Source organism: Mycobacterium sp. URHD0025 (genome assembly GCF_000426065.1).
Taxonomy (GTDB): Bacteria; Actinomycetota; Actinomycetes; order Mycobacteriales; family Mycobacteriaceae; genus Mycobacterium.
This window is the reverse complement of sequence record NZ_AUEQ01000008.1, coordinates 265,382-277,806: the sequence shown is the minus strand read 5'-3', so window position 1 is coordinate 277,806 and position 12,425 is coordinate 265,382. Positions and strand designations below refer to the sequence as shown.

Genomic DNA, 12,425 nt, shown 5'->3' with positions numbered 1-12,425 from the left:
CAACCTCCGTGTGCCGGTAGCAGGTGCGAGCGGCTGCATGTGCAGCCTTCTCCATACCGGCAATCCTCCGCCTGTCCACAGCCCCGGGGCAGGGCCAAAGGTCCCTAGTTCGAGGTCCGGGAGCGCTCACCAACCGCGACGCTGCGGACGTGATCCGACCAGCTCGCTGCGTTCGGCGACATCGCGGCTGCGGTACACGACGTAAGGCCGGAACAGGTACCCGATCGGGGCGCTGAACACGTGCACCAAACGGGTGAACGGCCACAGGCAGAACAACACCAGCGCGATCATCACGTGGATGTGGAAGTAGACCGGTGCCTGGGCCATCAGATCGCCGCGGGGCTGAAGGATCCAGATCGAGCGGAACCAGGGAGACACGGTCTCGCGGTAATCGTGCTCGGCGCCCTCAGGTGTCGCCCCGATCGCGGTGCAGGCGAAGCCGGCCACCAGAGCCGCCACCAGCACCACATACATCGTCTTGTCGTTGACGGTGGTGGCCATGAAGACCGGGCCGGTGGCGCGGCGCCGGTAGATGAGCAGTGCGATCCCGACCAGAGCCGCGATACCGGCGAGACCGCCGAGGACCACCGCCTGCAAATGATAGAAGTGGTCGCTCATCACCAGGTTCATCCACGACTCGGGGATGAACAGCCCGACGACGTGGCCGATGAACACCACGAGCATGCCGAAATGGAACATCGGGCTGGCTATCCGCAGCAGCCGCGACTCGTAGAGCTGTGACGAGCGCGTGGTCCAGCCGAACTTGTCGTAGCGGTACCGCCACCAGGTGCCGACGGCGACGACCGCCAGCGTCACATAGGGCACCACGTCCCAGAAGATCTCCCAGTTCATCTCCCCGGCCTCCTCATACCCTTCGCGGCGGCACTGTCAATTGAAATGGCTGCAGCCCAACGGATTCAGCAGGCGGACCGGCCATCATCAATCGCGACACGTCGTCCACCGAAGCCAGGGGTGGCAGGGTTGCGTTCACGGCTGTGACAACGGGGGCGTAGGGCGACGTCCGCTCGGCCAACGCCCGGGCCACCACACCGATCGGCAGGCGGTACTTGTTGAGCAGCCGCCGGCCCGCATCCGGGTCGACCGTCGCGGCGAATTCCAGTACCACCGGAAGATGGTCGGGTGCTTCGCCTTTAGGGATCTCAACGCCTGAGGCACGGTAAGTCTGGGTGAATTCGACCATGTCCGCGCCGCGGTTCCTGGTGTCCCCCGACGTCCAGTAGGTCAGGAGCATGGTGCACCGCTTCTGCAGGTCGAAGGTCTCGACATACTCCTGCTGTAGCTGCATGGTCGGTCGAAGGCTCAGTCCGACAACGGTTTCGCCGAGCAGCGCCCTGGGCTCCCCCGTGACATGGTCCAGCAGACGCGCCGCGGTCTGCAGCCGGTCGGCATGGTGGTCGTCCGGGTAGGCGAGCATCAGCGAAGCCGCCTGCCACACCAGGCGGTGCTGCATCGTTTGGTCGCGGGTTCGGTTGCGAAGCTTCATCACTGATCACCCCCAGGGAACATGCCCGACGGCACTCCCCTGCCGTCCCAGTTGAGCAGGTTGACGCGAGACGGCCGTTCGGCGTTGGCGGCCATCCCGCCGCTGGTCTGCCGGTGTTGCAGCGCGTGGAAGGTCTCCACCGCCACCGGTACCGGCCCGCCGCTGGCCTCGCCGAACGGACCCGACTCATACATTCCCGGTCCCCCTTCGAAGGACAGCGAGCAGCCGGGTTCTTCCGCGCCAGGTATCGCCTCGGAGCTGTATGCGGTCGGAATGACGTAGCGCTCCTCGTATTTCGCGAGTGCCAGCAGCCGGTACATCTCGTAGGTCTGCTCCTCGGTCATGCCCACCGCGGCCGGGATGTGCGGCTGCGTCTGCCGGCCCAGGTTGATGTCGCGCATGTAGGACCTCATCGCCGCCAAACGTCGGAGCACCCCTTCGACGACGGCGGTGTCCCCCGCGGTGAACAACCCGGCCAGGTATTCGATCGGGATACGCAAAGCCTCCAGCGCCCCGAAGAGATTGCCGACGTCCTCGCCGTCATGCCCGTCGCGGCTGACCGCGTCGACGACCGGCGACAGCGGTGGGATGTACCACACCATCGGCACCGTCCGGAATTCCGGATGCAGCGGCAACGCAACGCCATAGGTGTGGATGAGCTTGTACACCGGTGAACGTTGAGCGGCCTCGATCCACTCATCGGAGATGCCCTCGGCCCGGGCACCGGCGATCACCTCGGGATCGGCCGGATCCAGCAGGATCTGGCGCTGTGCCTCGTACAGGTCCTTCTCATCGGGCACCGACGCCGCATCCAGTACCCGGTCGACGTCGTAGAACACCAGTCCGAGGTAGCGCAACCGGCCCACGCAGGTTTCCGAGCACACCGTGGGCAACCCGACCTCGATGCGTGGATAACACAACGTGCACTTCTCGGCCTTGCCGGTCTTGTGGTTGAAATACACCTTCTTGTAAGGACATCCGGATACACACATGCGCCAGCCCCGGCAGCGATCCTGATCGACCAGCACGATGCCGTCTTCTGAACGCTTGTACATCGCACCCGACGGGCAGGACGCCACACACGACGGGTTCAGGCAGTGTTCGCAGATCCGGGGCAGATAGAACATGAACGTCTGCTCGAGCTCGAGTTTGATCTGCTCGCTGACCTGCTTGAGGATCGGATCCCCCGGAACGATTTCCGGTGAGCCGGCCAGATCGTCGTCCCAGTTCGCCGACCACGACACCTTCATCGGTTTGCCGGTGATGAGGCTGCGCGGCGGTGCGGTGGGAAAGTGCTCACCCAGCGGCGCCGACGTCAGGTTCTCGTAGTCGTACGTCCATGGCTCGTAGTAGTCATCGATCGACGGCAGCTTCGGGTTCGCGAAGATCCTGGCCAGCTTGGCCAGCCGGCCACCGTCGCGCAGCCGCAACCGGCCGCGGCGGTCCAGCCGCCAACCCCCACGCCACTTCTCCTGATCCTCGTAGGTACGGGGATAACCCTGCCCGGGACGGGTTTCGACGTTGTTGAACCAGACGTACTCGGTGCCGGCCCGGTTGGTCCAGGCCTGTTTACACGTCACCGAACAGGTCTGACACCCGATGCACTTGTCGAGGTTCATCACCATCGCCATCTGGGCCATGACCTTCACTGGTATCGCACCTCCTGCGATCGACGCCGGACGACCGTGACCTCATCACGCTGATTTCCGGTGGGGCCGAGATAGTTCCAGGCAAACGAGTGCTGGGCGTACCCGCCGGCGAGGTGGCTGGGTTTGACCAGCAGCCGGGTCAGCGAATTGTGGATACCGCCGCGGGTTCCGGTGGTCTCCGTCAGCGGTACGTCGATGGTCCGTTCCTGTGCGTGGTAGACGTACACCACGCCTTCGGGCATGCGGTGGCTGACCACCGCCCGGCAGACCAGCACCCCGTTGCGGTTCACCGCCTCGATCCAATCGTTGTCCTTCACTTCGATCTTCGCCGCATCCGGCGGGCTCATCCACATGGTGGGACCACCGCGGGACAGCGACAACATGAACAGGTTGTCCTGGTACTCCGAGTGGATCGACCACTTGGAATGCGGGGTCAGGTACCGCACAGTCAGGCCGATACCGTCGCGGCCCAGCTTGGATTCGCCGAACAACCGCGCCATGTCCAGCGGAGGCCGGTAGATCGGCAGCTGCTCGCCGAGTTCCTCCAACCAGTCGTGGTCGACATAGAAGTGCATGCGTCCGGTGAGGGTGTGGAACGGTTTCAGCTCCTCGATGTTGACCGTGAAAGGCGCGTAGCGGCGCCCACCGGTTTCACTGCCCGACCACTCCGGGCTGGTGATCACCGGGACCGGACGGGCCTGGGTGTCGGCGTAGGTGATCCGGCGCTCCTCGCTGCCTTCGGCCAGGTGCACCAGCTTGCGCCCGGTGCGCTTCTCCAGCTCCTTGAATCCCTGCACCGCCAGCCGGCCGTTCGAGGTGCCCGACAACGCCAGGATGACGTCGACCATCCGCTCCGCGGTGGTGATGGCGGGACGGCCCTGTGCCGCACCGGAATCCATCACACCGAACTTCGCGGCGAGTTCGCCGACCTCCTGGTCGGGGTGGGTGGTGATGCCCTTGGTGGTCAGCCCCAGGGTCTCGACCAACGGACCCAGGGCCGCCCATTTCTCGGCGATCGCCGGGTAATCTCGCTCGACGACCGCCAACGGGCCCATCGTCTTGCCGGGCACCGGCGTTTCGCCCGTCGCTCGCCAATCATGTTCGGTACCACCGGGACAGGCCATCGCAGCGGGGGTGTCGTGCTGCAGCGTGCCCATCACCACATCGGTGCGGGTGCCCAGGTGACGGGCGGCCAGCGCGCTGAAGGCGCGGGCGATCGCGCCGAAAGCCTCGAAGTCCGAACGGGTTTCCCAGGGCGGGTCCACGGCCGGGCTGAACGCGTGCACATACGGATGCATGTCGGTGCTGGACAGGTCCGCCTTCTCGTACCAGGTCGCCGCGGGCAGCACCACATCGGAGAGCAGCGTCGTCGAGGTCATCCGGAAGTCGATCGACATCAGCAGGTCCAGCTTGCCCTCGGGAATGTCGTCGGTCCACGCCACGTCGTTGGGCCGCAACTCCTCTCCGGTCGGTTCGGCCTGCACGTTCGATGTCGTGCCCAGCAGGTGACGCAGGAAGTACTCGTTGCCCTTACTGGACGAGCCCAGCAGGTTGGCCCGCCAGACATTGAGCACACGCGGCCAGTTGGCCGGATTGTCCGGATCGGTGACCGCGAGTTTGAGCCCGCCGCTTGCCAATTGGCCGGCCACATAGTCGGGCACGTCCTGGCCTGCCGCCTTGGCCTCGTCGACCACATCCAGACTGGAACGGTCGAACTGCGGGTAGAACGGTGTCCATCCCATGGCCACCGCCGAAGTCAGCACGTCCATCGTGTGCTTGTCGCGGAATCGACCACGGCCGACCGGGCTGGACAGGGCGTCCGCACGGTAGCCGTCATAGCGCCACTGATCGGTGTGGGCGTACCAGTACGACGTCCCGGCCATCTGTCGTGGCGGGCGCGACCAGTCCGTGCCCATCGCCATCGCGGCCCACCCGGTGACGGGACGGCACTTCTCCTGACCCACGTAATGCGCCCAGCCGCCGCCGTTGCGGCCCATCGAACCGGTGAGCATCAGCATCGCCAGCACCGCCCGGTAGGTGGCGTCGCCGTGGAACCACTGGCAGATGCCGGCGCCCATGATGATCATCGACCGGCCGCCGGATTCCTCGGCGTTGCGGGCGAACTCACGCGCCACCCGGATCGCCTGAGCGGCCGACACTCCGGTGATCTGCTCTTGCCAGGCCGGGGTGTAGGGCCGGGTGGCGTCGTCGTAACCGGTGGGCCAGTCCCCGGGCAGGCCGGGCCGGTGCACGCCGTACTGGGCCAGCATCAGATCGAACACCGTGCACACGCGGTGATCGCCGACCCGCCGCACCGGGACGCCGCGCCGCATGGTCGCGCCACTGCCGTCGACGGTGTCGAAGAGCGGCAGCGTGATCTCGGCGGTCTCGAAGGTGTCGCCCAACACGGTCAGCGCCGGAGACAGGTTTTCCAGATCGAGGTTCCACTTGCCGACACCGTCACTGCCGTAACGGAAGCCGAGCGAGCCCTGCGGCACTGCGACGCTGCCGCTTGCACTGTCGAGCAGTACGGGTTTGAACGCCGCGTTCTCCTGTTCGGCCACGGGGCCGCCGAGGTCGGCCGCAGTCAGGTTCTTACCGGGAACCAGCACGCCGTCGCGCTCTTCGAGCTTCACCAGGAACGGCAGATCGGTGAATTGGCGGACGTAGTCGACGAAGAACGGCACGCGTTTCTGCACAAAGCATTCGTCGAGGATCACGTGCCCCATGGCCATCGCCAGCGCGCCGTCGGTGCCCGCCGCACACGGCATCCACTCGTCGGCGAACTTGGTGTTGTCGGCGTAATCCGGGCTGACCGTCACCACTTTCGTGCCGCGGTAGCGCACCTCGGCCATCCAGTGCGCGTCGGGCGTGCGCGTCACGGGAACGTTGGAACCCCACATCATCAGATACGCCGCGTCCCACCAGTCGCCTGACTCCGGCACATCGGTCTGATCGCCGAACACCTGCGGCGAGGCCACCGGCAGATCGGCGTACCAGTCGTAGAACGATGTCATCACCCCGCCGATGAGTTCCACGAACCGGGACCCGGCCGCGAACGACACCATCGACATCGCCGGGATCGGCGAGAATCCGGTCACCCGGTCCGGCCCGTAGGTCTTGATGGTGTGCACGTGTGCGGCGGCGATCATCTCGGTGGCCTCGGTCCAGCTGACCCGGACCAGGCCACCCTTGCCACGGGCCTGGTGGTAGCGCTTGCGGCGCTCGGGGTCAGCTTGAATATCGGCCCACGCCAGAACCGGATCCTTCAAGCGCGCCTTGGCTTCCCGGTACATCTCGACCAGCACGCCGCGCGCATACGGATACCGCACCCGCGTCGGCGAGTAGGTGTACCACGAGAACGCGGCACCGCGCGGACAGCCGCGCGGCTCGTACTCGGGACGGTCGGGACCCACCGATGGATAGTCCGTCTCCTGGGTCTCCCAGGTGATGATGCCGTCCTTGACGTAGATCTTCCATGAGCACGACCCTGTGCAGTTGACGCCGTGGGTCGATCGGACCACCTTGTCGTGACTCCAGCGGTCGCGGTAGAACACGTCGCCCTGACGTCCGCCCTGACGGGTGACCGTACGCAGATCACTGGAGAACTCACCGGCGGTGAAGAACCTGCCACTGCGTTCGAGCAGTTCCTCGATCGGTCCGCCGATGTGGGGCTTGGTCATTGAGGCGCCTCCTTGGCCCGCTCGGGCTCGTGCGCGTGTAACCGGAGTGCGGTGTAGCCGAACGCCAGCAGTGCCGTCGCCACGAGCAGCACAAGCCCGACTGAATAGTCGTGGTCCACTGCGTCGTACGTCGCACCCATCACCAGCGGCGGGAAGTAGCCACCCAAACCGCCTGCGGCAGCGACGATCCCGGTGATCGAGCCGACCTCCTTGGCAGGTGACCGGCGGGCCACCCAGGCGAACACGCCGCCGGTGCCGATGCCCAGGAAGATCGCCAGGCCGATGAACGTCGCCGCCGACCATACATCGGGCGGCGGTTGGAATATGGCGACGAACGCGAGCACGGCGGTTCCGGCGAAGGAGGTGAGCACCACGTACTTGGGCGGGATCCGGTCCGACAGCGCGCCGCCGATGGGCCGGGCCAGCACTGCGGCCAACGCGAATCCCGCTGTACGGCTACCGGCTTGGACGGCGGAGAACTCGTACACGTTCTTGATGTAGGTCGGCAGGTAATTGCTGAACGCGACGAATCCACCGAAAACCACCGCGTACAGGAACGACATCTCCCATGTCACCGGTAGCTTCAGCGCCGATATGAGTTTGGGTATCACCGGATCGGTATTCGGCTGGAACGCCGGTGAATTGCGCATTGCCACCAAGCACAGCACCGCCGTCAGCGCCAGCGCGACCGCGATGATGAGATGGGTGGGGAACAACCCGAACCAGCGGACGAATCTCGGCGTGAAGAACGCCGACAAGGCCGTGCCGACCATGCCCATACCGAACACGCCGGTGGCGTAGCCGCGGCGCGAGGGCTCATACCAGTTGTTGGCGAACGGGATTCCGACCGCGAAGATGGTGCCCGCGATGCCCAGGAAAAACCCGCACACCAACAACAGCGGGTAAGACCTGGCCTCGCCTGCCGCGCCGACGGCCAGCACCGGCACGATCGAGGCCAGCGTCACCGCCAGGAACATCGTGCGTCCGCCGTACCTGTCGGTCAGCGCGCCGACTGCCACCCGGCCGAGCGATCCGACCAGGATCGGGGTCGCGACGAGCATCGATGCCTGCGTGCTGCTCAGCTTCATGTCGCCGGCGTATGTGGTGGACAGCGGGCCGATCATGTTCCAGGCCCAGAAATTGATGGCCGAGACCCAGGTGGCCAGCACGAGATTCAAACTCTGCCCTTGGCCCAGGTACGGCGTACTTGCCGTGGTCACCACCCCAGCAAAACATCATGTTCGGCGCGGTCGCGTCATTTTCCCGGAAACGTTGCGGGCAGCTTCATGGAAATGTAATCCGCAACATCGGTGTGCCGAAATTAATCCTGTTGTGCCCCAACGAGTAACTCGGTGCGCCCGCGAATCGGCCTAATCCGCCATCGGTGATCTGACCGGCCACGAGGTCAGCGCTTCGGCCAGATCCGCGAGCCAGGCCCGGTCGGCGGGTACCCAAGCGAGCTCGTCGAGTTCGTCGACCGTCACCCACCGCAGCGCCCGGTGATCATGCGCCTGCGGTGTGCCCGAGGCGAGGCTGACGCGGTAGGCACGCAGCGTCATGCCCGCGTTCAGTGCGACATCCGCGCCCAGGCGCCCACCGACGGTCACCTCGACGCCCAGTTCCTCCCGGAGTTCGCGGGTCAGGGCCTCCGCGTCGCTCTCGTCGGCAGCGACCTTGCCGCCCGGCAACTCCCACAGACCGGCCAACTCCGGGGGCCGCTGCCGTTGCGCGACCAACAGGCCGGCCTGCGAGAACAGGGCACCGGCCACCACGATCTGCTGATCCATCGCGCCTGACGGTATACCGTCGGGCATATGGCCGTGTTATCGAACGATCAGGTCGACGCCGCACTGCCCGATCTGCCGGGCTGGGAACGCGCGGCGGGCGCCCTGCGCAGATCCACCAAATTCCCGACGTTTCTCGACGGCATCGACGCGGTACGCCGCGTGGCTGAGTTCGCCGAGGAGAAAGACCATCACCCCGATATTGACATCCGGTGGCGCACAGTCACTTTCGCATTGGTGACGCACTCCGCCGGTGGCATCACCGACAAGGACGTCCAGATGGCCACGGAGATCAACCGGATTCTGTCCGACCAGCCGAGCTAGTCGCGATCCAGGCGAGCGTCGCCAGCGTCGCGACGATATAGATCAGTCCGGCCCACGCCAGATACCAGGGCCGGCCGATCACCCAGATCGTGGGCTGGGCGAAGCTGAGCAGCCATGGCACCCCGACCAGTGTCAGCGCCAGCCAACCCCAGCCCAGGATTCGTGCCCCGACCCGCTCGGCCAGTGGCCCGTGCAGCAACCAGATCATCAGCGGGATCAACCAGACCCAGTGGTGCGTCCAGGAAATCGGTGAAAGCAGCAACCCGAACAGGCTGACGATGACGATGCCGCCGAGCCTGTCGGCACTGCCGCCGACGGCCCGCCACGCCAGCACGGCGAGGACCGCGGTGACGGCGATGCCGAGCAGCACGGCCGGGCCGTACCCGGCGTCGTGGCCGAGGATGCGCGAGATCCCGCCGCGCCATGACTGGTTGAACGACGTCCCGATCGGCCCGATCCGGTCTGCGTCGCCGAGCAATTCGGTGAAGTACCGGCGCGCCTCGTCACCGATCACGAGCACCGAAACCGCGACCGTTCCGAAGAACACCACCGCCGAGAACACCGCGGTGGCCCAGCGACGCGCGCCGACGAAGTACAGCCCCGACACTGCGGGCGTCAGTTTCACCCCCGCGGCCAGGCCCACCAGCAGACCTGACAGCCACCAGCGATTGCTGTAGACGGCGTACAGCACCGCGAGCACCAGGACGACGTTGACCTGTCCGTAGTCGAAGGTGCTGCGCAGCGGTTCGGTCCAGATGCCGACGGCCGTCCACAGCATCGCGACCCGCCGGGGCGCAGGTCCGCCGAGCAACAGCTGACTGATCCGCGCCACGCCGTACAGCGCGGCGACGATGCCGAGCTGCCAGCAGAACGCGACCAGGCCGAAGGGCAGCAGGTGCAACGGATAGAACACCACCGCGGCGAACGGCGGATAGGTGAAAGGCAGTGGGAAATCCGGCGTCTGGTCCGCGTAGACGTAGTCGTAGAGCGCGCCCGCGTGCCCGTCGAGCGTGGCGGCGCCACCGACATAGACATGCAGATCGACGAAATTGGCGCCGTTGGGGACGAGGTACGTCCAGGCCAGGCGCGCCGCAACGCTGAGGACCAGCAACGCAGGCGCCAGACGGTAGAGCCGCGCGGTTGCTGAGACGTGGGTGGCCGGTTCGGTGTTAACGGAGACGACTTTAGCGACCCGCCTTCGGCCGTCTTGTGCATGCCGTTCGTCACGGCCGCATTTGTCGCGCCGGCGGCGCGAACGCGGCCGGCGCATCACGCTCAAGGCACTGCCCGGTAACGAATCCGGCCGATGCAGTAACGGTTGAATAACCGCCACACGTGTCCCTTGAGTCACACCAGTAACTCCGTAGTTTCGCCTACAGACGTGCAAGCAACCGATTGGGAGAACCATGATCTTCACCTGGAAAACACTTTCCACCAGCATGATCGCGGCCGCCGGCGCAGTCCCGGTCGCGTTGGCCCTCAGCGCCACAGCGAACGCCGAACCGGTGGCTCCGGCCCCGGCCGTTCCCGGCGCGCCGAACCTGCCGATCGTCAACCAGCTCGCCGGCGTGCCGGCCGCCGCGCCGCAACTGCTGCAGGGCGTGAGTTCCGCGTTGACCGGCACCCCCGCCGCCGCACCGGCGCCGGTTCCGTCGGCCACCGCTTCGGTGACACTGCCGCAAGCCCCGGGGGCTGCCGCACCGGCAGCGGCCAATGCGCCCTTGGGATCGCTGGTGCCGGGTCTGCCCGCCGCACCGGCTGCCGCACCCGCTGCCCCGGCCGCGACGGCTCCGGCCACTGGCCCCGCATCCTTGATCCCCTCAGCCGAGCTGACGATCCCGCAGGTGCCCGGGATGCCGATCCCGCTGCCCCAGAAGGTGAACATCCCGGGCGACCTGGCCTCACTGGCTCCGGTCGCGGCTCAGACGGCACTGCCTGCCACCGCCGCGGCGGCTCCGCTGGCACCGGCCGCCGCAGCGGCCCCGGCAGTGGCAGCTCCCGCGGCCGCCGCCGCGCCCGGAATCTCCAACCCGGGGGTCGCAGCACTGGCTCCGCTGTTCACCGCCGGCCTGCCCTGATCCACGAACTGGTCTGACCGCCCGAAACGATTGGGAAAGCCATGTCACCGCGCAAGTCACCGAGAATGTTGTTCGCCGGAGCCATCGCCGTCGGTACGTCGGCCGCGTTGCTGTTCGGCACCGGAGTAGCCAACGCCGATCCGGCGCCGGCTGCACCTCTGCCGATCGACAACGTGCAGGCACCCGGTCTGCCGGCGATGGAGGGTCTGAGCCCGATCATCCAGCAGGCTGCAGCCGATCCAGGAGGCGCGGTGCAGCTGTTGATGGCGGCTGCGCAGGCCTTCGCTGCCAACAAGCAGGAATCGGCTGAATCCCGCAACGTCGCGACGGCGGTCAACCAGTTCGCAGCCCAGCCCGTCGCCGCACCAGAGCATGTTCCCGCTCTGGGCGCCGGCGGCGACGCCCACCTGCCGACGGGTGTCGACCCGGCCCACGCGGCCGGACCACCGGCCCCCGAGGCGCTGCCCGCTCCGGCACCCGCCCCGGCACCGGCACCGGCGCCTGCTCCGGAAGGCGCACCCGCGCCGGCTCCGGAGGCTGTTCCGGCGGCGGCCACGATCCCGGCTCCTGCCCCCGCACCTGCCCCTGCCCCTGCCCCTGCCCCTGACGCGGCGGCGGCACCGGCGGGCGCCGCGACCCCTGGCTTCGGACCCGATACGCCGACGAAGCAGGACTTCATGTACCCGTCGATCAGCAACGGGTGCCTCAAAGACGGCGGAAATGTTCTGGCCACGGCGATTTCAGTGGCCGGCCCGGCCACCATCCCGCTGCCCGGCCCGCAAGCCGGCCAGACCGCGTACGTGTTCACCGCGATCGGCACGCCCGGCCCGGCCGCTCAGCAGAAGCTCCCGCTCAACGCCACGTGGGTGAACCTGACGACGGGCAAGTCCGGCAGCGTGACGCTCCAGCCGCGCCCGGACCTCAACCCCGAGGGCCCGACCACGCTGACCGCGATCGCCGACACCGGATCGGGCAGCATCATGACGACGATCTTCGGACAGGTCACGACAACCGAGATGCAGTGCCAGTTCATGCCCACCATCGGATCCACGGTGGTGCCCTGACCACACCATATGAATGGGGAAACGAAATTCCCGGTCGTCGGCCTCATGGCTGGCGACCGGGAATTTTGTTTGGGGCTGTTGAAGTCTGGGCCTCAGTAGGCCATGAAGAGAATCATTTCCCGGTCGTACTCCCGACCCGGGTGCTGCTGGGCCAGGTGGGCCTGAGCCTTCTCGACCAGGTCGTCTTCGTCAGTCCCGCTGATCGCTTCTCCGCAGGGGCAGTTCAGATGTGTCTTCGCCATATGTTCACCATCGCATAGGCCGCGCGGCATTTTTCGTCGAGTGTGCGTACAGATCGCAATTCCAGGCCTCGACACGCTCTCACCGCACGCTCGGTGG

General features: G+C 66.6%; 11 protein-coding genes. 3 read left to right on the top strand and 8 right to left on the bottom strand.

What is annotated here, in order from left to right; genetic code table 11:
• Positions 1 to 126: 126 nt before the first annotated feature.
• From narI to H977_RS0111605, 6 genes are all read right to left on the bottom strand, one after another.
• Positions 127 to 852: a respiratory nitrate reductase subunit gamma gene (gene narI, locus H977_RS0111630; protein WP_029108027.1), complete on the bottom strand. Its 726-nt coding sequence runs from the start codon at positions 850 to 852 to the stop codon at positions 127 to 129.
• A 13-nt stretch (positions 853 to 865) separates the two neighbouring features.
• Entirely contained in the window at positions 866 to 1,504 is a 639-nt protein-coding gene (narJ, locus tag H977_RS0111625) for a nitrate reductase molybdenum cofactor assembly chaperone (protein ID WP_029108026.1), read from the bottom strand.
• A complete protein-coding gene (gene narH / locus H977_RS0111620; RefSeq protein ID WP_029108025.1) occupies positions 1,504 to 3,153 on the bottom strand; it encodes a nitrate reductase subunit beta in 1,650 nt (549 codons plus the stop codon). The genes narJ and narH overlap by 1 nt, the downstream gene beginning before the upstream one ends.
• Positions 3,150 to 6,836 carry a nitrate reductase subunit alpha gene (locus H977_RS0111615; protein WP_029108024.1) on the bottom strand — a complete coding sequence of 1,229 codons (3,687 nt, stop codon included), beginning with the start codon at positions 6,834 to 6,836 and terminating at the stop codon, positions 3,150 to 3,152. Before H977_RS0111615 ends, narH begins: the two co-directional genes overlap by 4 nt.
• Positions 6,833 to 8,032 (bottom strand): nitrate/nitrite transporter, encoded by a 1,200-nt coding sequence (locus H977_RS0111610; RefSeq protein ID WP_502691164.1) that lies wholly within the window; start codon positions 8,030 to 8,032, stop codon positions 6,833 to 6,835. Before H977_RS0111610 ends, H977_RS0111615 begins: the two co-directional genes overlap by 4 nt.
• A gap of 174 nt (positions 8,033 to 8,206) precedes the next feature.
• Complete coding sequence (locus H977_RS0111605) at positions 8,207 to 8,623, bottom strand: (deoxy)nucleoside triphosphate pyrophosphohydrolase (protein WP_029108022.1); 417 nt, start codon at positions 8,621 to 8,623, stop codon at positions 8,207 to 8,209.
• A 27-nt stretch (positions 8,624 to 8,650) separates the two neighbouring features.
• Between H977_RS0111605 and H977_RS0111600 the strand changes: the two genes are divergently transcribed.
• A complete protein-coding gene (locus tag H977_RS0111600) occupies positions 8,651 to 8,944 on the top strand; it encodes a 4a-hydroxytetrahydrobiopterin dehydratase (protein WP_029108021.1) in 294 nt (97 codons plus the stop codon).
• On the opposite strand, the gene H977_RS0111595 is transcribed toward H977_RS0111600, so the two are convergent.
• Entirely contained in the window at positions 8,913 to 10,217 is a 1,305-nt protein-coding gene (locus H977_RS0111595) for a mannosyltransferase (RefSeq protein ID WP_502691163.1), read from the bottom strand. The genes H977_RS0111600 and H977_RS0111595 overlap by 32 nt on opposite strands.
• A gap of 133 nt (positions 10,218 to 10,350) precedes the next feature.
• On the opposite strand from H977_RS0111595, the gene H977_RS0111590 reads away from it, so the two are divergent.
• Both H977_RS0111590 and H977_RS0111585 read left to right on the top strand, forming a co-directional pair.
• Complete coding sequence (locus tag H977_RS0111590; protein ID WP_029108019.1) at positions 10,351 to 11,022, top strand: hypothetical protein; 672 nt, start codon at positions 10,351 to 10,353, stop codon at positions 11,020 to 11,022.
• Between the two features lie 41 nt (positions 11,023 to 11,063).
• Complete coding sequence (locus H977_RS0111585) at positions 11,064 to 12,086, top strand: Rv1157c family protein (RefSeq protein WP_029108018.1); 1,023 nt, start codon at positions 11,064 to 11,066, stop codon at positions 12,084 to 12,086.
• A gap of 92 nt (positions 12,087 to 12,178) precedes the next feature.
• Here H977_RS0111585 and H977_RS34775 read toward each other — a convergent pair whose 3' ends face one another.
• A complete protein-coding gene (locus tag H977_RS34775; RefSeq protein WP_003882209.1) occupies positions 12,179 to 12,328 on the bottom strand; it encodes a DUF1059 domain-containing protein in 150 nt (49 codons plus the stop codon).
• Between the last annotated feature and the right edge of the window lie 97 nt (positions 12,329 to 12,425).